At 62.3% G+C, this 25,165-nt stretch carries 23 protein-coding genes and 7 pseudogenes; 22 read left to right on the forward strand and 8 right to left on the reverse strand.

All coding sequences use genetic code 11. The features are described from left to right. The first annotated feature begins 92 nt into the window (after positions 1-92). Genes copM through AC0IX7_RS21395 form a run of 3 tightly spaced genes read left to right on the forward strand, consistent with a single transcriptional unit; the run spans position 93 to position 2,004 of the window. A complete protein-coding gene (gene copM / locus AC0IX7_RS21385) occupies positions 93-590 on the forward strand; it encodes a CopM family metallochaperone (protein WP_235516305.1) in 498 nt (165 codons plus the stop codon). Further along, positions 587-898: a hypothetical protein gene (locus tag AC0IX7_RS21390; protein WP_471814278.1), complete on the forward strand. Its 312-nt coding sequence runs from the start codon at positions 587-589 to the stop codon at positions 896-898. Before copM ends, AC0IX7_RS21390 begins: the two co-directional genes overlap by 4 nt. Beyond that, positions 838-2,004 (forward strand): YVTN family beta-propeller repeat protein, encoded by a 1,167-nt coding sequence (locus AC0IX7_RS21395; protein WP_471814280.1) that lies wholly within the window; start codon positions 838-840, stop codon positions 2,002-2,004. The genes AC0IX7_RS21390 and AC0IX7_RS21395 overlap by 61 nt, the downstream gene beginning before the upstream one ends. Positions 2,005-2,287: 283 nt before the next feature. Here the strand turns inward: AC0IX7_RS21395 and AC0IX7_RS21400 are convergent, their stop codons facing one another. Both AC0IX7_RS21400 and parA read right to left on the reverse strand, forming a co-directional pair. Then, positions 2,288-2,557: a ribbon-helix-helix domain-containing protein gene (locus AC0IX7_RS21400; protein ID WP_031392883.1), complete on the reverse strand. Its 270-nt coding sequence runs from the start codon at positions 2,555-2,557 to the stop codon at positions 2,288-2,290. Position 2,558: 1 nt separating this feature from the next. After that, positions 2,559-3,236 (reverse strand): ParA family partition ATPase, encoded by a 678-nt coding sequence (gene parA, locus AC0IX7_RS21405; RefSeq protein WP_031392882.1) that lies wholly within the window; start codon positions 3,234-3,236, stop codon positions 2,559-2,561. A gap of 200 nt (positions 3,237-3,436) precedes the next feature. On the opposite strand from parA, the gene AC0IX7_RS21410 reads away from it, so the two are divergent. From AC0IX7_RS21410 to AC0IX7_RS21430, 5 genes and pseudogenes are all read left to right on the forward strand, one after another. Continuing rightward, on the forward strand, positions 3,437-3,907 hold the full coding sequence (locus tag AC0IX7_RS21410) for a hypothetical protein (RefSeq protein WP_031392881.1): 471 nt from the start codon (positions 3,437-3,439) through the stop codon (positions 3,905-3,907). A gap of 146 nt (positions 3,908-4,053) precedes the next feature. Then, a pseudogene (locus tag AC0IX7_RS21415) lies at positions 4,054-4,616 on the forward strand (recombinase family protein). A 369-nt stretch (positions 4,617-4,985) separates the two neighbouring features. Next, positions 4,986-5,156 carry a hypothetical protein gene (locus AC0IX7_RS21420; protein WP_471814282.1) on the forward strand — a complete coding sequence of 57 codons (171 nt, stop codon included), beginning with the start codon at positions 4,986-4,988 and terminating at the stop codon, positions 5,154-5,156. Between the two features lie 67 nt (positions 5,157-5,223). After that, the gene (locus tag AC0IX7_RS21425) at positions 5,224-5,706 is read left to right on the forward strand and encodes a helix-turn-helix domain-containing protein (RefSeq protein ID WP_055763354.1); all 483 of its coding nucleotides are present in this window, start codon (positions 5,224-5,226) and stop codon (positions 5,704-5,706) included. Then, a complete protein-coding gene (locus AC0IX7_RS21430) occupies positions 5,706-6,278 on the forward strand; it encodes a PIN domain-containing protein (RefSeq protein WP_055763351.1) in 573 nt (190 codons plus the stop codon). The genes AC0IX7_RS21425 and AC0IX7_RS21430 overlap by 1 nt, the downstream gene beginning before the upstream one ends. A 221-nt stretch (positions 6,279-6,499) precedes the next feature. On the opposite strand, the gene AC0IX7_RS21435 is transcribed toward AC0IX7_RS21430, so the two are convergent. From AC0IX7_RS21435 to copC, 4 genes and pseudogenes are all read right to left on the reverse strand, one after another. Beyond that, positions 6,500-6,883: a MerR family DNA-binding protein gene (locus AC0IX7_RS21435; protein ID WP_055763348.1), complete on the reverse strand. Its 384-nt coding sequence runs from the start codon at positions 6,881-6,883 to the stop codon at positions 6,500-6,502. Next, positions 6,880-9,159: pseudogene (locus AC0IX7_RS21440) on the reverse strand (heavy metal translocating P-type ATPase). The gene AC0IX7_RS21435 and the pseudogene AC0IX7_RS21440 overlap by 4 nt, the downstream one beginning before the upstream one ends. 178 nt (positions 9,160-9,337) lie before the next feature. Further along, positions 9,338-10,405, reverse strand: coding sequence for a copper homeostasis membrane protein CopD (copD, locus tag AC0IX7_RS21445; RefSeq protein WP_471814285.1), 1,068 nt, complete (start codon positions 10,403-10,405; stop codon positions 9,338-9,340). Position 10,406: 1 nt separating this feature from the next. Continuing rightward, positions 10,407-10,778 (reverse strand): copper homeostasis periplasmic binding protein CopC, encoded by a 372-nt coding sequence (gene copC, locus AC0IX7_RS21450; RefSeq protein ID WP_055763339.1) that lies wholly within the window; start codon positions 10,776-10,778, stop codon positions 10,407-10,409. Positions 10,779-10,900: 122 nt separating this feature from the next. On the opposite strand from copC, the gene AC0IX7_RS21455 reads away from it, so the two are divergent. The 14 genes and pseudogenes from AC0IX7_RS21455 to AC0IX7_RS21520 all read left to right on the forward strand — a co-directional run bounded on the left by AC0IX7_RS21455 (position 10,901) and on the right by AC0IX7_RS21520 (position 21,001). Beyond that, positions 10,901-11,173, forward strand: a complete 273-nt coding sequence (locus AC0IX7_RS21455) for a hypothetical protein (protein ID WP_055763369.1) — start codon at positions 10,901-10,903, stop codon at positions 11,171-11,173. Next, a pseudogene (locus tag AC0IX7_RS21460) lies at positions 11,170-11,609 on the forward strand (periplasmic heavy metal sensor). The gene AC0IX7_RS21455 and the pseudogene AC0IX7_RS21460 overlap by 4 nt, the downstream one beginning before the upstream one ends. Continuing rightward, on the forward strand, positions 11,606-12,199 hold the full coding sequence (locus AC0IX7_RS21465) for an RNA polymerase sigma factor (RefSeq protein WP_055763333.1): 594 nt from the start codon (positions 11,606-11,608) through the stop codon (positions 12,197-12,199). The pseudogene AC0IX7_RS21460 and the gene AC0IX7_RS21465 overlap by 4 nt, the downstream one beginning before the upstream one ends. Before the next feature lie 43 nt (positions 12,200-12,242). Continuing rightward, positions 12,243-14,179, forward strand: a pseudogene (locus tag AC0IX7_RS21470) (copper resistance system multicopper oxidase). Beyond that, the gene (locus AC0IX7_RS21475; RefSeq protein ID WP_055763326.1) at positions 14,176-15,387 is read left to right on the forward strand and encodes a copper resistance protein B; all 1,212 of its coding nucleotides are present in this window, start codon (positions 14,176-14,178) and stop codon (positions 15,385-15,387) included. The pseudogene AC0IX7_RS21470 and the gene AC0IX7_RS21475 overlap by 4 nt, the downstream one beginning before the upstream one ends. Positions 15,388-15,455: 68 nt before the next feature. Beyond that, positions 15,456-16,037 (forward strand): hypothetical protein, encoded by a 582-nt coding sequence (locus tag AC0IX7_RS21480; RefSeq protein WP_471814268.1) that lies wholly within the window; start codon positions 15,456-15,458, stop codon positions 16,035-16,037. A gap of 128 nt (positions 16,038-16,165) precedes the next feature. Beyond that, positions 16,166-16,555 (forward strand): DUF305 domain-containing protein, encoded by a 390-nt coding sequence (locus tag AC0IX7_RS21485; RefSeq protein ID WP_235516307.1) that lies wholly within the window; start codon positions 16,166-16,168, stop codon positions 16,553-16,555. A gap of 54 nt (positions 16,556-16,609) precedes the next feature. Next, entirely contained in the window at positions 16,610-17,053 is a 444-nt protein-coding gene (locus tag AC0IX7_RS21490) for a DUF411 domain-containing protein (RefSeq protein ID WP_055763320.1), read from the forward strand. 173 nt (positions 17,054-17,226) lie between these two features. Further along, entirely contained in the window at positions 17,227-17,559 is a 333-nt protein-coding gene (locus tag AC0IX7_RS21495; RefSeq protein WP_055763316.1) for an ArsR/SmtB family transcription factor, read from the forward strand. Positions 17,560-17,570: 11 nt separating this feature from the next. Continuing rightward, entirely contained in the window at positions 17,571-17,999 is a 429-nt protein-coding gene (arsC, locus tag AC0IX7_RS21500; RefSeq protein ID WP_082446616.1) for an arsenate reductase (glutaredoxin), read from the forward strand. After that, a pseudogene (locus AC0IX7_RS21505) lies at positions 17,999-19,284 on the forward strand (arsenic transporter). Before arsC ends, AC0IX7_RS21505 begins: the two are co-directional and overlap by 1 nt. After that, a complete protein-coding gene (locus AC0IX7_RS21510) occupies positions 19,281-19,604 on the forward strand; it encodes a YnfA family protein (RefSeq protein ID WP_031393241.1) in 324 nt (107 codons plus the stop codon). Before AC0IX7_RS21505 ends, AC0IX7_RS21510 begins: the two are co-directional and overlap by 4 nt. Continuing rightward, positions 19,604-20,362 carry an arsenical resistance protein ArsH gene (gene arsH / locus AC0IX7_RS21515; RefSeq protein WP_031393242.1) on the forward strand — a complete coding sequence of 253 codons (759 nt, stop codon included), beginning with the start codon at positions 19,604-19,606 and terminating at the stop codon, positions 20,360-20,362. The genes AC0IX7_RS21510 and arsH overlap by 1 nt, the downstream gene beginning before the upstream one ends. Before the next feature lie 450 nt (positions 20,363-20,812). Then, positions 20,813-21,001 (forward strand): hypothetical protein, encoded by a 189-nt coding sequence (locus AC0IX7_RS21520; protein WP_041394287.1) that lies wholly within the window; start codon positions 20,813-20,815, stop codon positions 20,999-21,001. A 242-nt stretch (positions 21,002-21,243) separates the two neighbouring features. On the opposite strand, the pseudogene AC0IX7_RS21525 reads toward AC0IX7_RS21520, so the two are convergent. After that, positions 21,244-21,929, reverse strand: a pseudogene (locus tag AC0IX7_RS21525) (ZIP family metal transporter). Between the two features lie 3 nt (positions 21,930-21,932). Then, positions 21,933-25,164 (reverse strand): annotated as a pseudogene (locus AC0IX7_RS21530) (efflux RND transporter permease subunit). Position 25,165 lies beyond the last annotated feature (1 nt).

The following is a 25,165-nucleotide window of genomic DNA, read 5'->3' on the forward strand; positions in this document are numbered from 1 at the left end:
TAGATCGACCGATATCTCCCCTGCGTCCAACGCATGGTAGCGATGGTTTCAATACGAAAACGCGATCATAGATTGTCTACCGTTCTTTTTAGATGATCAGAACAACCATGCTTATGCGTTGGATCGATGGCTGCGCCGCGATCATTTACGCTGTCACGCTCGGCATTCATCGCTCGCGTGTCATAAATGGGAATACTAAAGGCATGACGATGAAATCTCGCACGGCCTTGCTAACGGCGATAGCCGTGTCCGTATCGACGGGTGCGTTAGCGCAAACGGACGGTTTCGCGTCCGCAATGGATGCGGCGATGGCGCGGATGCACGGCGCGATGATGACCGGTTATTCAAGCGATCCCGATCGCGACTTCGCAAGAATGATGATCCCGCATCATCAGGGTGCGATCGACATGGCCGAAGTCGAACTGCGGTTCGGCAAGGATGAACGCCTGCGCCGGCTCGCCCAGGGAATCATCGTCGAACAGCGTCAGGAAATCGCGGTGATGCAGGGCATCCTATCCGAAGGCGGCGCGTTGCTGCCTCACACCGAACCGACCGCGACCGGTCACCCCCATCACGGAGACCGTCCATGAAGCGTTTCACCCTAACCGCCTGCGCCGCCTTGTGTTTCTCGGGCCCTGCGTTTGCCCAGCAAGTGCCGAACGCGACCCCCGACGTCCCCGTCAGCGCGCAGGACCGGTTCTACACCTCGGACCAGTTCTCCAACACCGTGTCGGTGATCGATCCGTCGACCAACACGCTGCTCGGCGTGATAAAACTCGGCGACCAGACCCCGCGAACCTCAGCCCGCTCTACAAGGGACAGCTGCTCGTCCACGGCATGGGCTTCTCGCCTGATCGCAAGACGCTGGCGGCGATCTCGATCGGCTCGAACTCGGTGACGTTCATCGACACTGCGACCAATGCCGTGAAGCATACGACCTATGTGGGCCGATCGCCGCACGAAGCGTTCTTCCGCCCCGACGGTCGCGAAGTCTGGGTCGCGGTGCGCGGCGAGGATTATATCCAGGTGCTCGACGGCAAGACCTTCGCGCCGACTACGCGCATCCCCGTTCCTAATGGCCCCGGCATGACGATCTTCTCGCCGAACGGGAAATACGGTTACGTCTGTTCGAGCTTTTCTCCCGAGACCGTTGTGATCGACACCGCCTCGAAGAAGATCGTCGGTCGCGTCAAGCAGGCGAGCCCGTTCTGCCCCGACATCGCCGCGACGCCCGACGGCAAGCAGGTCTGGTTGACGCTGAAAGACGTCGGCAAAGTCATGGTGTTCGACGCCAAGCCACCCTTCGCAGTGCTCAAGACGTTCGACACAGGCGCGATCACCAACCACGTCAACATCGCCCGCACCAAGGCTGGCCAGTTCGCCTATGTGACGGTCGGCACCGAGAACGTCGTCAAGGTGTTCCGCACCACCGACTTCGCGCAGGTCGCGAACATCCCGGTCGGCGCGCTCCCGCACGGCCTTTGGCCGTCGGGCGACGGTACGCGGATGTATGTCGGGCTGGAGAACGCCGACGCAGTCGCGGCGATCGATACCGCCAGCAACACCGTTATCGCGACGATTCCGATCGGTCAGGGGCCCCAAGGCGTGGCCTACGTTCCCGGCGCGGTGCCGGTAGGCGATGGCCGTGCAAACCTGATGCCGCTCGCCCAGGCCGGCATGAAGATCCAGCTGACTCTTTCCGGGACTGGGCGCAGCCAGGTCACGCTGTTCGATCAGGGCCAAGTCCAGATTTTGCAGGCGGCGGTTGCGGGCCTCAGTCCAAAGATGCCCTATGTCCTTGGGCTATCCTCCCGCGCTGATGGCAGCGGCGTGATCCAGCCTCTGGCGAAGTTCATGACCAATCCGGCGGGCGGCGCGATAGTCAACACGCTCGGACCGCTCCGCCAGATCGTCAGCGACGCAAAAGGCGACATGCGCCGTTACCTCGTCATTGCTCCGGGCGACCCGATGATGCCGGGCGCCGTCGTTCAGGTGCAAAAATGAGGATTCCGGTGAAACCTGCGATCTCTTGTCCGTATCCGGTATCTTGGTCATGACGCTGGTATAGGCTGCCGCAGCGTTTTGAGACTGTCGGAAAACACATGCTTTCGGACAGGGTGCGCTCCGGCCTTGGGTCGTGGCGCCAACAGGATGGCAGAGTGTGCGACAAACCCTGTCGCTTTGGTCAGCTGTACGGAAACCCGAATCTGGGGGTTTGCTGACACCCGATCGCGTTAGCGTACATCTGGGTCCGTTCTATGTGCAGACCCCTCTTCAAAGCTGCGCGTCACCGCTCCCCGAACGGGTGCTTGCCGTACTGGCGCATGAGAAGGTCGATTGCCTCGCCCATCAAGGCCTGAAGGGTAGTTCCGTTCTCGGCCGCCAGCACATTTAAGCCTCGGCTAACTTCCGGACTAAAGTATGCGCTGACAGCCTTCTTGCCCTGCCGCGCCGCCGATCGCACCGACGCCGAGCCCTCAATGGCTGGGGTCGAGACGCTCGGCTCCACCTTCGCGCGTTCTGCACGCTGCTGCCTCATGGCGCCAAATTTGCTCATGTCAGCCTCGCTTCTTTCTGCCCTGCTTACTTGTGGGCAAGTTCACACGTTCGCTTGTCCACGTCCATAGCGCGGCGATCTCCTCCGCCGCCTTACCGTCAGGCTCCGCCTCTATCGCGGTTTTCCCTTGCGCCGTGCTGTGGTGATAGATCGCGCGCATCGTGAGCATGACGGGCGCGACCGGCACACCCATACCCTCAACGCCTTCGCTGCCCTCAATCAGCTCCCGCGCGTCTCTGTAAGTAGTTGGCGCGCGCTGAGGACCGCCCATGAAGAGCACGAAGGCCGGCTTGCCTGCTGCCTTCACCAGCTCGGCCGTCGTTTCAACGGCTGACAAGTCGAACGCTTGGGGACGACAAGGAATAAGGATCAGGTCCGCAGCCTTGCACGCCTCGCGCGCCATGATGTCCGCGTGTGGGGGCGTATCGATAATGACTAGGTCCGCGCCTAGATCGGCTGCTTGCTGCACCTTGCGCGGAAGGAGGGTGGGGGAGGCACAATCTACGACCTCAGGGTCCGCGCCGCCTCGCCAGTGGTTCCATTGGCTAGCGGTCGCTTGCGGGTCCGCGTCGAGGATCAGCGCGGAGAGGCCCGCACTGGTGGCGGCACCGGCAAGGTGGATGGCAAGCGTGGTCTTACCCGCTCCGCCCTTCTGGCTGATGATAGATATGGTCTTCATGTAGCCCCTGCACGTGTTCGCGTGTGAACATGATGGATAGCACACAAGTGAGCAAGATAACAATCTCACTTGTGAACTGATAGCCTTCGTGGCCTGTAGCAGCGTGGTTGGGTGGTCGTAAGCTGCACCCGAGGTTCGCGGCATAAGGGAGCATACGTGACAGGAATATCAGGGGGTCAGGATCAGGCGGCTGGACGTGGGTGCAGGGCTTCGGAACGGCCTTTGCGGGCGTGCTTGCCTACCTTGGCGCGCGTTTTGGCGCGCAGGCCGGGAAGGAGAACGCAGACAAGGCCATCTTCGTCCAGATCGTCACCAGCGAGCGCGCGGTATGGCGAGAAGCAATGCGAGGGCTGGTTGTAGAGTTAACGGCCGAGGTGCGGCGTGGTGCAGTTAGCCCTGCCAAGCCGGTGAATTGGCGAAAGGTACATGCCGCGCGCGCTGGTATCGTACTCCGCCTAAACCCGGCCTGCCGCGACGTAGGGACTGAGGACAAACATGCCCTGGATCGCGCGCTCTTCCGCGCAGTCGAGGAGCTAGTGAGTGCGCGGCATACTCCAAAGCCCGATTGGCTCAAAAAGGCGGATACGGTCGAGAAAGCAGCCCAACGGCTCATCAAGAAGGAATGGGACAAGTCGAAGAAGGAGGCTCGCACAGGCAGGCTTGAAGAATGAGGCTGTGAGGGCCGCAGGATAGCAACTGTCGACTGTCTCAAATGTTCTAAGTTTCGCAACAGAGCCCTTAGAGCTCGTGTTCTCTCATGTGCTGATGTCGCAAAAGTCGGTTGCAAAATACTTTTATTACGATACAATTTTGCAACATGCTGATTGGCTATGCTCGTGTGTCCACCGATGACCAAGATCTCCGGCTGCAACGCGCCGCGTTGAAGGAGGCCGGATGCAAGCGGACGTTCGAGGAGAAGATCTCGGGCGCGAAGCGTGACCGGCCCGAGCTGGCCAAGATGATCGAGCAGCTGCGCGACGACGACACGGTGGTAGTGACGCGGCTCGACCGACTGGCGCGCTCGACGCGCGACCTGCTGGACATCGCCGAGAAGCTGAAGGAGGCTGGTTCCGGCCTGCGCTCGCTGGCCGAGCCCTGGGCCGACACGACCTCGCCAGCTGGTCGCATGGTGCTGACCGTGTTCGCCGGCATCGCTGAGTTCGAGCGTGAGCTGATCCACCAGCGCACCAGCAGCGGACGAGTGGCGGCTAAGGCGAGGGAGTCCGCTTTGGCCGTCCGCCAAAGCTCACCCCCGATCAGATCACGCTCGGCGAACGATTGATAAGCGAAGGCACATCGGTGCGCGAAGCCGCCAAGCTGCTCAAATGCCACCATGCCACACTCTACCGGGCGCTGACCGCAGCGACGGTGGCTTTATAATGCGGTGGACTGCGCAGCCTGACACTTCGGCAGGGAAGGCCTGATGCCTATCCGGCCCGAGCACGTGTTCTTGTACCCGATCGACTGGGTGCAGCTATCACACCAGGTACGCTTCGTGCGGGCGGGGGACACTGCGAGCATTGTGGACGTCCCCACAGGCAGAAGGTCTTCCACCTAGGCGACGGACGGTGGTGGGATCGGAACCGGCAATGCTGGCGCAATGGCCGGGGCCGGCGCGTGCGACGGCCTACGGAAAACATTCTGGTACAAGGCCGGTGGACACCGGTGGTCCTGGCCTGTGCGCACCTTAACCATGATCCGAGCGACAGTGCGCTTCACCAGCTCGCAGCGCTCTGCCAACGCTGCCACATGCTCCACGATGGCCCGGAGCATCGACGCCGGCGCTGGATGAACGCGCACTATCGGCGTGCGCTGGGTGATCTGTTCTACGGTCCATACCCCAAGCTGGGAGGCGACTGGATTACGCCCACCCCGCTCAGCATGCTCGACGATCACCGCAGTGGAACGTCTTCCCGTTGACACTCGTTTCACTTATTGCGTTTACAACTCGCAGTCACTAGATGGCTTCCGCCCTGGGAGATGAAACATGGCCGCCGTGGCCTTCAATATCGACGAGGCCTACGAGCCTACTGCACACGAGATCGAGGCGGCCGGTAACGCCGCGCGTGCACTGTCGAGGGTAGATTCCAGCCGCCCTATTCACCTGACTGTAGAAGGGGCAGGTGAGGACGTTATCAGCCTGCCGTCTGGTGTGTTCAACAGCATCGTCAAGATGCTAGTTGAGATCGGCAACGGTCATGCCGTCACTGTCGTGCCGGTACAGGCAGAGCTTACAACTAGCCAAGCAGCCGACCTGCTCAACATGTCGCGTCCACACCTCATTAAGCTCTTAGAACGCGGTGATCTGCCGTTCCGGATGGTCGGCACGCATCGTAAGCTGCTCGGACGCGACGTGCTGACCTACCGCAGCCGCATGGATGCGGCCCGGCATGAGGCCCTGCAGGAAATGGCGGATCTGGATCAGGAAGCTGGCCTCTTCGACGATCACACGCCTCTCGATCGTCCCTGATGCTGGTCGGCCGCTACACCGTCCTGCTCGATGCCAACGTCATGCACCCCTCCATCGTGCGGGGTGCGCTTTTGTGGTTCGCCGCCAGCCGGCTGTTCCGGCCGCTCTGGAGCGAGGCCATCCTGGCCGAGTGGGAGGAAAGCTTAAGGCGACGGTTTGCCGATCTGGCAGCTGACCATTTCCAACGCCAGCGGACCTACATGGACAGCTTCGGAGAGGCGCTGGTGGAAGGCTACGAACCGCTGATGCCTGCCCTGACACTGCCTGATCCCAAGGACGTCCATGTTCTTGCCGCAGCGATTCACGGCAGAGCCGACGCGATTGTCACGTACAACCTCAAGGATTTTCCGGTCGAAGCAGCCGCCCGCCACGGTATCGAGGTGAAGCATCCCGACGACTTCATCGTTAATGTCATCGACCTCGATACGGCCAAGGCGCTGACCGCAATCGGAAACCAACGCCGTCAGTTTCACAATCCCGCTGTCACCGCCGAAGATTACCTCGACCGCTTTCGGAAAAGCGATTTGGTCCAAGCAAGCCACCGACTGCAACCCCTTGTCGAGCTATTCTGAATGAGGGTTCTGACACCAGTAAGCGCTTGAAAGGCGGCGACCTATCTCAAGCGTCAGAACCGTTCGGTTTTGACACAAAGCTTCCTCGAAAACGATGGTCTTTTGGGAACGATAGATCTTTCCCAAAAGCCGTTTTCACACGAGAAGGGAGAACACTAGAACCGCTTGCGAACGCCCACAGGCGGTAGAGCGCGGCACGCTAAGCGCCGCGCTCGATCGGATTATTCAGCGAGGCTTTCGATAATTGGGCACTCCGGGCGATCATCGCCGTGACAGCGCTCAACCAAGTCGATCAGCGCCAATTGCATAGCTTTCAACGCGCGCGCCTTGCGGCCCAGCTCGGCAGCGCGCGCTTTCGCCAGCGCCTTAACTTCGGCGCTCGACCGATCCCGATCCGACCACAAGCCGAGTAGCGTGCGGATCTCCTCGATTGGAAACCCAAGGTCTCGCGCGTTGGCGATGAACCGCAGCCGATGAATGTCCACTTCCGAATAATCCCGGTAGCTCCCGCGCCGGAGCGGTGCGGGCACAAGGTCGATCTTCTCGTAGTGGCGGATCATGCGTTGCGAGACGCCGCTGGCCTCCGACGCCGCCCCGATGTTCATAGTTTCACCGTGTTCAGACGCAGCGCGTTGAGCACGACGGTGAAGGAAGAGAGGGCCATCGCAGCGCCAGCCAGCATTGGTGACAGAAGGATGCCGGCAACGGGGTAGAGCACGCCGGCCGCGACGGGCACGCCGACCCCGTTGAACAGGAATGAGAAGAACAGGTTCTGCCGAATGTTCCGCATCGTCGCACGGGCGAGCTTGCGCGCGCGCACGATCGCCGAAAGATCGCCGCGTGTGAGCGTCATGCCCGCGCTTTCTATCGCTACGTCGGTTCCCGTCCCCATCGCGAGCCCAACGTCGGCAGCGGCCAGCGCCGGGGCGTCGTTGATACCGTCGCCGGCCATTGCAACCTTGGCACCATCAGCTTTCAATTCGCCGATGATCCGCGCCTTATCTTCCGGTCGCAGATCGGCGCGTACATCGTCCAGGCCGCCCACGGCGCGCGCAACCGCATCGGCCGTCCCGCGATTGTCGCCCGTCAGCATGATAACGCGCAGACCTTCCTTGCGAAGAGCCGCGATGGCGTCGCGCGCCGAAGGGCGCACCGGGTCAGCAACCGCGAGCAAGCCCGCGAGTGCGCCGTCGATCGCGATCAGGATGACGCCGGCTCCCTCGCTCCGATGGCGATCGGCCGAAGCGTCGAGTGACTGGGGATCGGCACCGACCCGGCTCATTTGTGCGGCATTGCCGATCACCACCGATCGGCCGCCAACCGTGGCACTGACACCCATGCCGGTCTGCGAAGCGAAGTCTGCGACCGTGGCGAGTTGCAATCCGCGTTCCTTGGCGGCGACGACGATCGCGTGGGCTAGCGGGTGTTCGGACTGTCCTTCGACAGCCGCAGCGAGCGCGAGCATGTCGTTCTCTCCAACGGTGCCGGTTGCCTCGATCGCGACCAGCGACGGCTTGCCTTCCGTTAGCGTGCCCGTCTTGTCGATGACCAGCGTATCGACCTTATCGAGTGCCTGTAGGCTTTCGGCATTCTTGACGAGCACGCCGGCCTGCGCGCCGCGGCCGGTGCCAACCATAATCGACATAGGGGTCGCGAGCCCGAGCGCGCACGGGCAGGCGATCACCAGCACGGCGATCGCATTAAGGAGGGCGTGACCCATGCGTGGCTCGGGACCGACCAGCGACCACACCACGAAGGTCGCGACCGAGATCAGCACGACCAAAGGTACGAACCAGCCCGATACCCGGTCGGCGACCGCCTGGATCGGGGCACGGCTGCGCTGCGCTTCCGCGACCATGCGGACGATGCGCGCCAGCATCGTGTCCGAACCGACCGCGCCGGCTTCCATAACGAGGCTGCCCGTGCCGTTCACCGTCCCCCCGTGACTGCGGCATCGACTTCCTTGAGGACGGGGCCGGCTCGCCGGTGAGCATGGATTCATCGACCGAGGAGCGACCCTCGACCACCACGCCATCGACCGGGATCGCATCGCCGGGGCGGACCCGCAACCGATCTCCGGTTGCCACGTCGGCAAGGCTGACTTCTTCCTCTGACCCGTCAGACCGCAACCGTCGCGCTGTCTTGGGAGCGAGGTCCATGAGGGCGCGTATCGCGCGGCCAGTCGCCGCTCTGGCGCGCAATTCGAGAACCTGTCCGAGCAACACCAGTGTCACGACGACGCCGGCAGCTTCGTAATAGACTGGGACCATGCCCCCGTGCATCCGGAACGTCGCAGGGAAGATGCTGGGCGCGAGTGTTGCGACCAGGCTGTAGAGGAATGCCGCACCGACGCCGATCGCGATCAGCGTGAACATATTCAGATGGCGGGTGCGAAGCGACATCCACCCCGCTCGAAAAACGGCCATCCCGCCCACAGCACAATTGGCGCAGTGAGTGCGAGTTGGACCCAAGGCGAAGCGGTAGGGCTAACAACATGGAGCCCAAACATCTCGGCGAACATCGAAACAATGAGCAGCGGAACGGTGAGCGCTCCTGCTACCCACAAACGCCGGGTGAAATCGACTAGTTCTGGATTGGGACCGTCATCGAGCGACGGCTCTTCCGGTTCGAGGGCCATGCCGCAAATGGGGCACGTTCCCGGCCCTTCCCGACGAATCTCAGGGTGCATGGGGCACGTCCACATCGCTCCCGGGGTTGCCACCGGCTCGGGCTTTGGCTTGGCCCCAAGGTAGGCATCAGGGTCAGCGACGAACTTGGTTCGACACCCTGCACTACAGAAATGATACTCGTGCCCGGCATGCTCGGCATGGTGCGCTGTTTTTGCCAGATCAACGGTCATGCCGCATACCGGGTCGGTCACTGTGGCAGAAGGTTCTCCGCCCGCTTTCCCTGAGCAGCATCCTTCCTTGGCAGCTTGTGGAACAGCCGGAGATTTGGAGGACGAGCAGCAGGACGCGCCCGCCTCGCGCTCGATCGCAGCAGCTTTATCAGCTTGCTTGTTCGAGCACCCGCAGCCCCCGGCCAAATGGGCGTGGAAATCAGGGTCGTTCATAGAAAAACTCCTTCAACCCGAGAGCATGTAGGGTCTGACACCGTGTCAGGGTCAAGCCCCCTTCCAACGACTCACGGCACCTAATTAAATTACGTCGCAAAGCTCGATTGCCCTCAAACCAATAGCTACATGGCCGACGCAGGGGTTCGAGCGTGCCGAGCCAACCTACCAGCACGAGGATCGCGACCACGCACGAAGCCTCGACTGCAAGACTTGTTCGCAAGGTTCGCAGCGCGCCTTTATAATCGCCTGCTGACACCGATCGTTCGAATGCCGGTGTAAAGCGGAAGCGGTTAAGCGAAGCGAGTCCGAGCATCCCACCCAACAGCACAAGCTTGGCGATCAAGAGCCTGCCGTAGACCGTCGTGCCGAGGGTCGGGAGATTGCCAAGGCCAACCAACAGCCAAGCGTTGATGAGGCCGGTGATGACGATCGTACCGACGACAATCGTGCCGGTCAGACCGAACCCGTGCAGCGCTCGATAGGTCAGTGCGAGGTGGGCGGCATCGGTGCGCCGCGCTGGTCGTGTCACCAGCAGCCCAAGCCCGAGCAGCGCTCCCACCCACGCACCAGCGCTCAGGAGATGGAGGATATCGGCCGCCAGATGCACCCACCCGGTCGCGCCTTCGTCCATCGCCCCGTGCCCCGTCCAGGCGAGCGTTGCGAGAGCGACGCCGGAAAAGATGGCGACCAAGCCAAGCGGCATCGTGCGCCGCGCCGCTATTAGGGCAGCGATAGACGCCACCAAGAGCGCGATCATGCGTACTTTCCATGCCGTGCCCGTTGCGGAGTCAGAGAGCAGCATTCCGACTGCTTCCCGATCGATCGGCCACGGAGGTGCACCTGCCATCGCGGCTGCGAGCAGCGCGACCGCTATGCCGGAGAATAGCAGGGCGAGAAGCCCGGTCCCGAACAGCCAAGGGCGGAAGGCAAGCGCGTTGCCGCGCTCACCGACCTTCAACCCGTAGAGGCCGAATGCCGAGAGGCCGAACAGCCCGCTCAGCGTCACGTAAAGCGCGAAGCGAACCGCGATCAGCGGCCAGTCGGCTTCCACCTTACTTCACCGTGAAGGCGTAGTTTCCGGTGATGCGGTGTGTGTCGGTCGAGACCACATGCCAGGCAAGCTTATAGCTACCCGCGCCGAGCGGCGACTTGGGCGTGACGACGAGGGTGCGACCGTCCGAGCCGACAGTTGCGGTCCCGACGACTTTCATTGGTGCGTGCGTCATGCCGCCATGCCCGGTCATCATCAGATCCGCACCGGAAAACTTGGGCATCAGCTTCTCGCTGAAGCGCAGTGTGACATTGGCGGGCTTCGCGACCATCGCATTCGGTGCCGGGGATGCGGATACGAGTTTGGGATGGGCCTGGGCGGCTCCGGCAAGGCCGAGAAGGACGACAGCGGTAGGAAGGAAGACGCGACGCATGGGAATACTCCGATCAGGTTCGTGCCTGTTCTACGCGGCCCGGCCGCTCGCCCCTCATGACGGAAGTCGAGGGGTGATGGGCATCGCTGCGTAACAAGTGGTAGAGGCGCGGAGTGGACAGCATGGACGATCTAGACAGAACATTGGCGAGGCTCGCGGGCGCACCCGTGCCGGCATCGCTGGACGGGATCGAAGCGCAGGTGTTCGCACGCATCGGTGCGCAGCCCGTCGCACGGTTGACCGGATTGGGCGTCGGGGGCGTGATGGTCGCAGCGCTCGCGATCGGCATGGTTGGCGCGGAACTTCCGGCGACCGCCAGCCCTGCGGTGTCGCTTTCGCCGCTCGGGGGCGCATCACCACTGGCGCCATCGGTCTTGCTGATTGGTGAGCCATGACATCGACCAAGCGGCTTATCGTCTGCGTTGTACTGGCCTTCCTCGCGGCTATCGCAGGCGTATTTCTTGCGCGCGTGTTGCTGCCCCAGCCTAAGCAACCGGGCACCGCCTTGCACGAGGTCCTGCACCATAAGCTGGCGCTTGATGGCAATCAGCAGGCCCGGCTGAAAAGCCTAGAGGACCGGTTCGCGGTGCAACGCCACGCGCTGGAATTGGAAATGCGCGCGGACAATGCACGGCTAGCCGAGGCCATTGAGACCGAGCATGGCAACGGCCCCAAGGTGACCGCCGCGGTCGATCAGAGTCATGCGGCGATGGGCGAGTTACAGAAGGCAACGTTGGCGCATATCTTCGCCATGCGGCAGCTTTTGCGCCCGGATCAGACCCCCAATTCGATGCTGCGGTGGTGAAGGCGCTCACCGACGACCAGGGGTGAGCCTCGATTGGACCACCCTGTCCGACGGCGAACTGGCGACGCTCAGCATCGCTGGCCGACAAGCGGCATTCTCCGAAATCATGCGTCGCTATCGTCAGCCTATATTCCGGCTCGCGCGCGCCTTTGTCGGCGAGGCCGACGAAGCGCTCGATTTGGTTCAAGAGACGTTTGTCGCGGCGCATCAGGCGATGCCGCGCTACGATACACAGCGGGCGATGAAAGCATGGCTTTCTACGATCGCCGTCAACAAATGCCGGGATTGGGCAAGGAAGCGCGCGGTCCGTCGGTTTTTCTCCTTTGCCGCACCGCTCGACGAACAGGCCGAGACGATCGCGGACGATCAGGTAGCAATCGATGACGCAGCAGCCGATCGGCAGGAACTTGCCAAAGTGACGCGCGCCATCGCGACCTTGCCGATGAATCTCAAAGAACCGTTGGTGCTCCGCACGATCGAGGGTTTGAGCCAGGCGGAAACGGCCGATGTATTGGGGATCAGCCAGAAGGCGGTCGAAACCAGGCTATATCGGGCTCGCGCGCGCCTCGCCGAAAATTTGAAAGAGAACCAAGGGGTAGGCGCACGGGACGCGTAAGAGGTGAGACGGGCCGGCAGCGGCTCAATCCCAAGGAGCTACCATGTCGCGCGTTCTAGACCGCCGCCAATTGCTGCGCGGTGCCACTCTTGCAGGAGGCGGTGTTGCGCTGTCGGCATATATGCCGGCATGGGCGCAGCCTGTTTCCGCTGGTATTGTGAAGCCGCTGCCTACTGTATCGGGTGATGAAATCCGGCTCCGGGTCGCGCACCAGATGATGATGATCGACGGACGGCAGAGCCACGCCATCGGCATTAACGGCACTGTGCCCGCACCGCTGATCCGGCTGCGGGAAGGTCAGACCGTGCGGCTGCATGTCGAGAACGGTCTTGATGAGCAGACCTCGTTGCACTGGCACGGCCTGATCGTGCCGTTCCAGATGGACGGCGTGCCGGGCGTTGCCTTCCCCGGCATCGATAAGCGCACGACCTTCACCTACGAGTTCCCGATCGTGCAGGCCGGCACCTATTGGTATCACAGCCATTCCGGGTTGCAGGAGCAGATGGGGCTCTACGGCCCCATCGTGATCGACCCCAAGGGCGTTGACCCGATCCAGTCGGATCGCGAGCACGTTATCGTGCTGTCCGACCACAGCCAGCTCCACCCGCATCGCATCTTCATGAAGCTCAAGAAGCAGTCGGGCTATTTCAACCGGCAGCAGCAGACGCTCGCCGGCCTGCTCAAGGGCGAGGACCAGCCGCTCAAGGATCGCCTCGATTGGGGCAAGATGCGGATGGACCCGACCGACGTCGCCGACGTGACGGGTTCAAACTACACCTATCTCGTCAACGGGCATGGGCCGCAGGACAATTGGACGGGGCTGTTCAGGCCGGGCGAGCGGGTGCGGCTGCGTGTCATCAATGCGTCCGCGATGACGACCTTCAACGTCCGGATTCCGGGGTTGAAGCTGAGCGTTGTCCAGGCGGACGGCCTCAACGTCCGTCCCGTTGAGGTCGACGAGTTCCAGATCGGCGTGGCCGAGACCTACGACGTGATCGTCACTCCATCGGACGAGCGCGCCTACACGCTGGTCGGTGAGAGCGTGGACAGGTCCGGCATGGCGCGCGCAACGCTAAGCCCCCGCGAAGGCATGGCCGCTGAAGTCCCTCCACTTCGCAAGCGCCCTGTCGCCACCATGAAGGACATGGGGATGGACATGAACATGGATATGTCGGGCGGCGGTTCGATGCAGGGCATGGACCATAGTGGCATGCCTGGAATGGATCACGGATCAATGGCCACGGCTGAAAAGCCCGCCGCTGCGATGGACCACGCGCAGATGGACCACGGTGCTGCCGGTGCCGGCGCGGGCGGAATGGCCGGGATGGATCACGGCGCGATGCAGTCGGGTGCTACGATGCCAGGCATGGCAGGTGCGCCCGACGCCGCAGGTGGTATGGCAATGGGCGGCATGGCGGGCATGGACATGAACATGCGCGACTTTTCGAAAGCGCCGGGCGTGAAGAAGGGGCCGGGTGTCCAGACCATCTCGCCGATGCCGATGGATCGTACCGGCGACCCCGGTCAGGGTCTGGAGAATGTCGGGCATCGTGTGCTGAATTACCGCGATCTGGTCGCGGTCGATCGCAATCCCGATCTGCGCGCGCCGTCGCGCGAGGTGCAGATCCACCTTACCGGCAACATGGAACGCTACATGTGGGCGCTCGACGGTGAAAAGCTGTCCGAGGTGAAGGCACCGATCCCATTTCTTGCTGGCGAGCGCGTCCGCGTCACGCTGGTCAACGACACGATGATGGGCCACCCGATCCACTTGCACGGCCACTTCTTCGAATTGGTGACGGGGCACGGCGCGTACAGCCCGAGAAAGCATACCGTCATGGTCCAACCGGGGGCAAGGTCAGTTGGGACGTGACCGCCAACGAGGGCGATTGGGCATTCCACTGCCACATGCTCTACCACATGCACGCGGGCATGATGCAGGTCGTCCAGGTCCGTTCGGCGAAGGGAGAGGCGGCATGAAGGCGCTGCTTCTCGCCGGGATCGGCGCGCTGGTCGCCACGGCACCTGCCACGGCGCAGACGATGGACCATTCAATGATGCCGGGCATGAGCATGCCGGGCATGAAAATGCCGGCGAAAAAACCGACCGCTAGATCGAGACCGGCCACAAAGCGGGCCCCTGCCAAGAAGGCAGCGACTAGGAAGGTCCCGGCAAAGCGTCCCTCCAAGCCTGCAGCCGATCCACATGCCGAACACACGATGCCCGGCATGGACATGAGCGGTGCGAACGCGGCCGATCCGCACGCCGGCCACGACATGTCCCAAATGTCAGGCATGAACCCTGCTCCGGCTACCGCAACAGGCGAGCACACCGGCCATGATATGTCGGCGATGCCCGGCATGGATATGGCACCCGGCCAGCCAACGCAGCATGACATGTCTTCAATGCCGGGAATGGCGACCGTGCCTGTCGGTACAGACCTGAAGCCGGGCAATGCGCCCGCGCCTGCACCATCTCCGGTGCTGGCAGCGTCTCGCTATTACGGCGAGGCAGCCATGAGCGATGCCAACCGCGACCTGCGCCGCGAGCATGGCGGAATGACCTACTACCAAGTGCTCTTCAACCTTGCCGAGTATCAGGCGCGCAAAGGCGGGGACGGCTATCGATGGGATGGCGAGGCTTGGATCGGGGGAGACATCAACCGTCTCACCCTGAAGAGCGAAGGCGAGGGCACATTTGGCAAACCGCTCGAAGCGGCCGAGGTGCAGGCGCTCTACAGCCGTGCGCTCGATCCCTATTGGAACCTTCAGGCGGGCGTCCGCTACGACTTCAAGCCGAACCCTTCTCGCACCTACGCGACGGTCGGGATCGAGGGGCTTGCGCCCTATTGGTTCGACGTCGAGGGGGCACTGTTCCTTTCTGACAAGGGCGACGTGCTTGGCCGAGCCGAGGCATGGTACGACGAGCGAGTGACACAATTCTTCGTCCTTCAGCCTCGCGTGGAAGCCAACTTTGCAGCCCAAGACGTGCGCCAGGACGGCATCGGATCGGGGCTTACGGACCTCGAACTCGGGCTCAGGCTGCGCTACGAAAAGTCGCGTGAGTTTGCGCCCTACATCGGCGTGTCGTGGGAAAGGCAATTCGGCGACACGGCACGCTTCACGAGAGCACGCGGTGATGACACGGGCGGCTTCAGCTTCGTTGCCGGCGTGAGGACCTGGTTCTGAGGAGCGGCAGGCTCCGCCTTCATGTCGGTGCCAGCAAGCTTCATCGCTGGCTGGCACTGATTATCGGGGTGCAGCTACTGCTCTGGTTCTCCAGCGGCTTGTTGATGAGCATCCTGCCGATCGAGCGGGTACGAGGAGAACACCTCGTTGCACGCGAGAACACGGCGACGATCGATCCGGCTCAGGAGTTTGCTTCCCCGGCATCGGTGTTGGGCGCTGCCCCCGGCCCGGTGCGCGAACTGCGCTACACGACCTTGTTCGGACAACCCGTCGCCGAGTTGACGATGGCTAACGGCACGGTCCGGATGCACGACGCCCGGACCGGTTTGCCGATGCAGCGTATCGATGCGCCCTTTGCGCTACGAGTTGCACGCGCGGCATATCGCGGCCCCGGTGTCCCTGTTGCGTCCGTCATGTTTGCTCGAACAGCGAGCACGGAGTTTCGTGGCAAACTGCCGGTCTGGCGTGTGGAGTTCGAGGACGCCGAGACGACGCGCGTGTTCGTGTCACCGGAGAACGGTAGGATTGTCGGTGTCCGAACGGGTACGTGGCGGCTCTATGATTTTTTCTGGGGCCTCCACATCATGGACTGGAAAAACCATGAGAACTTCAACACCCCTTGGATGATGGCATTTGCAGCTGGGGGCTAGCCCTTGCGGTGGCAGGCGTGGTGCTGCTCTACATGCGCTGGCCGCGCCGCAGGCAAAGAAAAGTCCAAGGGGTGCACGACGTTGCCGCGTAACTCTCTCTAGGTGGGGGATACCTCGGGAGAACGACTATGAAGACCATTACCACGATCGGCATGTTAGCCGCAGCGCTCGCCGCCAGTCCGCTTGCCGCACAGAGCAGCATGGCGGGCATGGATCATAGCCAGATGCAGGGAATGGATCATTCCAAGATGATGAATGATCCGGGCAATCCTTACGCCGCATCCGAGATGGACATGCATCAGAAGATGATGGCCGCGAAGCAGGGAGACGCATCGGAGATGTGGACCCGCAAGATGATCGAACATCATCGTGGAGCCGTTACCATGTCGCGCGTGGCGCTTCGGGACGCGAAGGATGCCGACACGAAGCGGATGGCGCAGATGACCATTACGAAGCAGGAAAAGGACATCGCCGAGCTTCAGGGCTGGCTCAAGTCGCATGGCAAGCGCGCCCAATAAGGCCGCTGGCAGGAACCCCGCCCCCGGGCGGGGCTTCACCAAAGGAGTTTAGCAATGAAGTTTACGATCCGGAGTGCGATCGTCGCCGCAGCGATGATGACCCCGGCTGTGGCCTTAGCGGCGAACAGCATTGCCATGCACCGCGATCCAGGGTGCGGCTGTTGCGAGCAGTGGGCCAAGCAGGTCCGTCAGCAGTTCGGGCGCAACGTGCAGATCATCGATGACGCTCACCGCGATGTGCTTCAGCGCAAGATGGGTGTCCCCGCCGACCTCAGTTCATGTCACACCGCGGTAGTCGACGGTATGGCATTTGAGGGCCATGTACCGATTGCCGACATGAAACGGGTGCTTGCCCAGCATCCCAAAGGCGTAAACGGGCTTGCCGTGCCGGGTATGCCGGTGGGATCACCTGGCATGGAAATGCCGGGCATGAACGCACAGCCCTATGAGGTGATCGCGTTCGGACCAACCGGACGCAAGGTGTTCGCCCGCCATTAAAAGAGGGAGGCGCGGACGCCTCCCTCCCATTTACTTTTCATGCCCGACATGTCGTGGCCGGCATGGTCTTTACGCCTGCCGCTTTCATGTCGGTGCAGGGCGTTGTCGGAATCGATAGTGGTTTGAAGATCGTGAGAGCTTTCATAACTTAACATATCCGCTATGCCGGATGCATGGATAACGATTCGGCTATCATTGCGCTTGGTGCGCTCGCGCAAGGCACACGCCTCGACGTGTTTCGCCTGCTGGTTCGCCACGAACCGGACGGCATGGCGGCGGGTGAAATTGCCCGTCAGCTCGACGTGCCGCAGAACACCATGTCCGCGCACCTCGGCATTCTCGCGCGCGCCGGCATCGTGCGCTCGGAACGGCATAGCCGGTCGATTATTTACCGTGCCGATCTAGACGGGCTGCGCGCGCTAACGCTGTTCCTCGTCAAGGATTGCTGTGCCGGCTCGCCTGAACTGTGTGCGCCGCTCCTGGCCGAACTCACCCCCTGCTGCTGAAAGGACGCCCCGTGGCCGTCGATATCGTGATCTATCACAACCCCGAGTGCGGCACGTCGCGCAACACGCTGGCGATGATCCGCAATGCTGGCATCGAGCCGCACGTCATCGAATATCTGAAAACCCCACCCTCGCGCGCGTTGCTGGTCGAGCTGATCGACCGCGCCGGGATCACGCCCCGCGATCTGCTACGCGAGAAGGGGACGCCCTATGCGGAGCTGGGCCTTGGTGACGATGCGCTGTCAGACGACACGCTGGTGGACGCGATGATGGCGCATCCGGTCCTCATTAACCGGCCGCTGGTCGTCTCGCCGCTCGGCGTGAAGCTGTGCCGACCGTCCGAAGCGGTCCTCGATCTGCTGCCTGATGCCCAACAGGGCGCGTTTGCCAAGGAAGACGGCGAACAGGTTGTGGATGCTTCGGGCCAGCGCATCGCCTGATGCTGCTCGCGTTCGCTATCTTCGTCGTCACGATCGCGCTCGTCATCTGGCAGCCCAAGGGCCTGGGCATCGGCTGGAGCGCGCTAGGCGGCGCGGCCGTCGCGCTACTCGTCGGGGTCGTTTCGCTCTCTGACGTGCCGGTGGTGTGGGGCATCGTCTGGAACGCGACCGCGACGTTCGTCGCGATCATCATCGTCAGCCTGTTGCTCGATGAAGCCGGGTTCTTCGAATGGGCGGCGCTCCACGTTGCGCGCTGGGGCGGGGGCATGGTCGTCGGCTGTTCGTGCTGATCGTCCTGCTCGGGGCGGCGGTGTCGGCGCTGTTCGCCAATGATGGCGCCGCGCTGATCCTGACGCCGATCGTTATCGCGATGCTGCGTGCCCTGGGATACAAGGACAAGGCGACGCTGGCGTTCGTGATGGCGGCGGGATTCATCGCTGATACCGCCAGTCTGCCGCTGATCGTCTCCAACCTCGTCAACATCGTGTCGGCCGACTTCTTCCGGATCGGCTTTGCCGATTACGCCTCGGTGATGGTGCCGGTCGATCTGGCGTCGATCGCCGCGACACTGGTTGCGCTGCTGCTGTTCTTCCGGCGCGACATACCGGCAAGCTACGATGTGGCGCAGCTCCGCACGCCCGGTGATGCGATCCGCGACCGTGCCACGTTCAAGGCGGGCTGGGTCGTTCTTGCTCTACTGCTTGCCGGCTTCTTTCTGCTCGAACCCCTCGGCGTGCCGGTCAGCGCCGTGGCCGCTGCCGGCGCAGTCCTCCTGCTCATCATCGCCGCGCGCGGTCACGTCATCCAGACGCGCAAGGTGCTGGCCGGCGCGCCGTGGCAGGTCGTGATCTTCTCGCTCGGCATGTACCTGGTCGTCTATGGCCTCCGCAATGCGGGCCTGACTGACCACCTTGCCAGCCTGCTCGATCGTACCGCGCAAGGCGGTGTGTGGGGTGCAGCGTTCGGGACCGGGATCATCGCCGCGCTGCTCTCGTCGGTGATGAACAACATGCCGACCGTGCTAGTAGGCGCGCTGTCGATCGACGCGACGCACGCCACGGGCGCGATCAAGGAAGCGATGATCTACGCCAACGTAATCGGGTGCGACCTCGGACCGAAGATCACGCCGATCGGTTCGCTCGCGACACTGCTCTGGCTGCATGTCCTCGGGCAAAAGGGCATCCGGATTGGCTGGGGCTATTACTTCAAGGTTGGTGCGACACTAACGATCCCGGTGCTGCTGGTAACGCTCGCGGCACTCGCGATCAGGATCAGCATGGTATGACGGCACTCGTCTATCTTGCCGCGTCGCTTGCGGAAATCGCAGGGTGCTTTGCCTTTTGGGCATGGTTGCGGCTGGACAAATCGCCTCTGTGGCTGGCTCCGGGCGTGGTCTCACTTATGCTGTTCGCCTGGCTACTGACACGCGTGGATAGCGACGCAGCGGGGAGGGCCTATGCTGCCTATGGCGGCGTCTACATCTGCGCATCGCTGATCTGGCTCTGGGCTGTCGAAGGGGTAAGGCCCGATCGCTGGGACGCGGGTGGAGCTGCACTTTGCCTGATCGGCACCTGTATCATTCTGCTTGGCCCAAGGACCGCCTGATGCCGCTCCGCACTCTCTCCGATCCTGATAATCTGCCCGCGCTTGATCGGCGCTATGCGCTCGATCGTCCTGCCCTTGGGCTGGGCGCTGGTGATCCACCTCCGCGCATACTGTTGCTCTACGGCTCCCTGCGGGAGCGATCCTTTTCGCGGCTATGCGTCGAGGAAGCTGCTCGCCTGCTGCAATTCTTCGGCTGCGAAACGCGGATCTTCGATCCTTCGACGTTGCCGTTGCCCGATCAGGTGACGGGGGACGACCACCCGGCCGTTCACGAGCTGCGCGAACTGTCGATGTGGTCGGAGGGGCATGTGTGGTGCAGCCCCGAGCGGCATGGCCAGATTACTGGCATCATGAAGCTGCAAGTCGATCACCTGCCGCTGTCGATGGGCGGCATGCGCCCAACGCAAGGCCGCACGCTTGCCGTCATGCAGGTGTCGGCGGGATCGCAGTCGTTCAACAGCGTGAACACCCTGCGCGTCCTCGGCCGTTGGATGCGAATGGTGACGATCCCCAACCAATCCAGCGTAGCCAAGGCGTTTGCGGAGTTTGACGACGCCGGTCGGATGAAGCCGTCCAGTTATTACGATCGGATCGTGGATGTGATGGAGGAGCTGGTGCGCTTCACGGTCCTGCTACGCCCGCACACCACGCAGCTTGTCGATCGCTATTCCGAGCGAAAGGAGGCAGGTATGCCGATCGATAGCGCCACGGACCTTTCGAGCATCGCAACCTCACCAACGTATCGGAAAGGCCAGTAAAGTCCGCTTAGTGTGGCAAACCGCTCCTGCGACATTGTGCATCACTGAGTGTGCTTCTAGATGCATCCAATGAAACGCCGGGCTCGCCCACTGTCCAAGATATTGCATTCCATGGCGTTTTTCGTCCTGGCCGTGATGTTGCTGGTCCGGCTTGGCCCGCTCTGCGAGACGATGGCGATGGCCGCGCCTCCGGCTGCGTCCGCGATGATGGACTGCGCCAGCAAATCAGCAGGCGCTCCCATCAAAAAGGCGCCTGCGTCGGCTTGCGCTATACCGTGCGTTGCAGTTGCCGGCGAAACCGTCGAACATATCGAGCTGGTTCCGTCCTCCCGTCTATCGCCATGGCCAGCTCCACAGACGGGCCTTTTAGGCGTGGCATACGCTCCGGCCACACCCCTCCGCAAACCGTGTGAAATTGAACATCATCACACGTAAGTTTCGGAGAATATCATGACCAAGTTTAAGCTCATCAGCGCTGCCTTCGCCCTCACTCTGTCGACTGGCGCATTCGCCGCTGTCGCCAATTGCTGCGCCGACATGGCGTGCTGCAAGGACGGTGCGGACTGCTGCAAGGATGGCGCAAAAGCCAAGGCCGCGGACTGCTGCGATCATGCTAAGGGCGGCATGAAGCACGGCTGAAGCTGGATAGGGGCGGGCAACCGCCCCTATTTTTCTAGTCTACGTCTACTCGGCGCGGCACGCCGTCCCGCCACGGTCGCTGCGACGAGCGGAGAGTTACCTTCAGGGTTGAGGCTCTCCCCGAACCGCATCCATCGTTCGTCCCATCTCGCGCGCGATTACCGCCAGAGTCTGCTTGGCCTCGATACGCCGACGAAGCTCGGCGTCATCATTATCGGTCCAAGACGTTCCACGTCGAGCGGTCAGCCCAATACCTCCTCGATCAGGAGCAGGCCCAAAACCCGATGAAAAACATCGCGCTGATAAGCGGAGTGTCCGGCTTCTCGTGTGCCTCAACCAACAGCTCTTCCGTCACGAGGTAGAGCAGCGCCATCAGACCGAAACTGAGAAACCCGGCGATCACGACGGGCGGAAACGTCGCAACGGGAGTCGCTATCGCCGCACCGATCGGCAGCAACAAGGCGATCCCCATCGTAATCGCGATGATCCGCGCCTTGGACTTGATCGTCTCGCCCAACTCGGTCGTCACGGTCAGTCCGAGAAACAGCACCTCCAACGTCAACGCGATCGTCAGCAACACGCCGGCCTTCCCGCCAGCGACGAACGCCAACCCGAGAACAAGCCCGTCGATCAGGATATCCACTGCGACCGCGCCCAACATAGCGATCGGGCCACTGGCGCGACCCTCAAGAGCTTTGAGCGACAGCATCACGAGAATGCCAAGCGCGCCGCCTGTGAATGTCGCGATCGGTGAACCTTCGTGCATCACCTGGGGCAAGATCTCGGCTGCCGCTGCGGCGAACACGACGCCTGCCGCCAAGTGCTGCATAGCGCTTACGAAGGCATCACTTGGCCGTCTCGATACCGCGAATAGCGAGCCGATCAGTACGGCGACGACGGGAATGAGCGTGAAGGCAACGGCCTGCATAGCTTAAGCCCTCACGCTGTCATGATTCAAAGGCGGCAGTTCGATGTGTCCCCCTGATGGGGCTGGCAGCTCGCGCCGTCCGAAACGAGCGTAGAGCGTCGGCAGCACGAACAAGGTGAGCAAGGTTGCGGATATCAGGCCACCAATGACGACGGTCGCCAGCGGCTTTTGCACCTCGGCTCCAGCACCATGACCAAGTGCCATCGGCACAAAGCCAAGCGATGCGACGAGCGCCGTCATCGCAACCGGCCGGAGCCGCGCCAGAGCGCCTTGATGCGCCGCTACCGCACGATCCATGCCTTGCCGCATCAGATCATGGATGGACGACACCATGACCAGCCCGTTGAGAACCGCGACACCCGATAGCGCGATGAAGCCGACTGCCGCTGAAATGGAGAACGGCATGCCTCTTAGCACCAGCGCAAGGATGCCTCCGACCAACGCCAGCGGAACGCCGGTAAACACGATCAACGCATCCCTGACGGAACCAAGCGCGCCGTAGAGCAGGAACATGATGACCACGAAGCAGATCGGCACCACAACGCTGAGCCGATCGCGGGCAGATGCCAGGTTCTCGAACTGACCGCCCCATTCGAGATACGTGCCGGGCGGCAATTTCACCTGAGCGTCGATGGCTGACCGGGCATCAGCCACGACACCCGCCACGTCTCGATCGCGCACGTTGGCCTGCACCACGACACGCCGCTTGCCGTTCTCGCGACTGATCTGGTTGGGACCATCGACCACGGCGATATCCGCCACAGTCGATAGCGGTACGAAGCCGCCACTGCCGGTCGGCACCGGCACCTGAGCAACCGCCGTCAAATCGGATCGTGAGCTTTCTGCCATCCGGATCACGACGGGGAAGCGACGATCGCCTTCAAAGATCACGCCAGCCTGTCGGCCGCCAATGGCTGCGGCAACCGTGTCCTGCACGTCACCGGCCGTTACCCCGACGCGGGACATGGCGGTACGGTTCGGCCGGATATCGAGCATCGGCAAACCTTCGGTTTGTTCGACCCGCACGTCTGCTGCACCCCGCGTCTTTCGAAGGATGCCGGCGATCCGATCTGCGGTCGCGTTCATCTCGCCAAAGTCATCGCCAAAGACCTTGATCGCGATATCGCCGCGCACGCCTGCAATCAGCTCGTTGAATCGCATCTGGATTGGCTGGGTGATCTCATAGGCGTTGCCCGGCAGGGTGGAGAGGCGCTTTTCCAGCCGCTCCACCAGCTCTTCCTTGGACAGGCCGGGGTCGGGCCACTCCTTCTTCGGCTTCAAGATGACAAACGTGTCAGTCGCGTTAGGCGGCATTGGGTCCGATGCGATTTCGGACGTGCCGGTGCGGGAGAAGGCGAAACGGACCTCAGGGGCCTTGGCGAGTGCCTTTTCCACCTGGAATTGCATTGTCTGGCTCTGATCGACCGATGTGCCGGGGATGCGAACTGCCTGCACGAGAATGTTGCCCTCATCGAGCTGCGGCAAGAACTCTTGCCCCAATGTCGTGAAAGCTGCCCCGGCAAGCGCCAGCGCACCGATCGCAACGCCGATGGTAAGGGTGGGCCGGCGCATCGCCGCATCAAGTCCCGGCTCATAGCGCTGCCGGAGGAACGTGACGACGCGGCTTTCCTTCTCCTCGACCCGCTTGCTGAGCCAGATCGCAATCGCTGCCGGTATGAAGGTCAGCGACAGGATGAAGGCGAACACCAAAGCAATGATGACGGTGAGCGCCATCGGCTCGAACATCTTGCCTTCGACACCCGTGAAGGTGAGCAACGGCGCATAGACCAAGATGATAATAGCCTGCCCGTACACCGATGGGCGGATCATCTCGCGCGCCGATGCCGCGACAATCCCGAGACGTTGCTCGATCGTCAGCACGTCATCGCGACCATGCTGCGCCTCGCCCAAACGCCGTAATGCGTTCTCCACGATAATGACCGCGCCATCCACGATCAGACCAAAGTCGAGCGCACCAAGGCTCATCAGATTGGCCGAAACGCCCGCCTCCAACATGCCGATGCTGGTCAGCAGCATCGTAATCGGAATGACGCAGGCCGCGATCAGCGCCGCGCGGAAATTGCCAAGCAGCGCAAACAGAACGACGATTACCAGCACCGCACCTTCGGCGAGGTTGCGGGCAACCGTCGAAATTGTGGAGTTCACCAGCTCGGTCCGGTTCATGACCGGCTTCACGACAACATCGACCGGCAAAGAGCGGCCGATCTGCGTCAGCCGTTCGGCAACGCCGGTCGATACCGTGCGGCTATTCTCCCCGATCCGCATAACCGCGGTGCCGACGACAACTTCATGGCCGTTTTCTGACGCCGATCCCATGCGTAGCGCCTGCCCGGTGCGAACGGTCGCGATCTGGTTAAGCAGGATCGGAACGCTCTCGCGGGTGGCAACGACGGTACGTGCCAGCTCGTCGGCGTTGCGAACACGCCCATCCGATCGAACCGCCAGCCCTTCTCCGTTGCGGTTGACCACGCCAGCGCCCGCGCTGGTATTGCTGCGCTGAAGGGCGGTGGTGAGATCCTGAAGCGTTAGCCGCATTGCCGCCATGCGCTGTATGTCCGGAATAACGAGATATTCCTTGGTGTAGCCACCAAGGAGTCGACGCCAGCAAGCCCGGCCGTGCTTTTGAGCTGCGGCGTGACGATCCAATCCTGTACGGTGCGCAGATAGGTCGCCTTGTCGGCGTCGCTGACAAGGTGATCCCCCTCGGGGGTGATATAGCTGGCATCGCGCTGCAAGCCGGGTTCGCCGTTGCGGTGGTGAACTTGGTCCAGCTCGCGATATTCGACCGTCCACATGAAGATATCGCCGAGGCCCGTAGCGATCGGCCCCATCTCGGGGTTCACACCTTCGGGAAGGTCTTCCTCAGCGGTTCGCAGACGTTCCGCGACCTGCGCTCGCGCAAAGTAGATATCGGTCTTTTCACCGAAAACCGCTGTGATCTGGGCAAAGCCATTGCGACTTAGCGAGCGGGTATATTCAAGGCCAGGAATGCCCGCGAGCGCGGTTTCGACCGTGAACGCAACCTGCTTCTCGATCTGATCGGGGAGAGGGCAGGAGCAACGACATTGATCTGCACCTGGTTATTGGTGATGTCGGGTACGGCGTCGATCGGAAGCTGACGCAGCGCGCCAATCCCGAGCAATGCAGCCGCGATGGTGAGAAGCAGGACGAGCCAGCGCTTCTCGACGGAGAGGGTGACGATGCGACCGATCATG

It is taken from the genome of Sphingomonas sp. AC411, assembly GCF_979253035.1.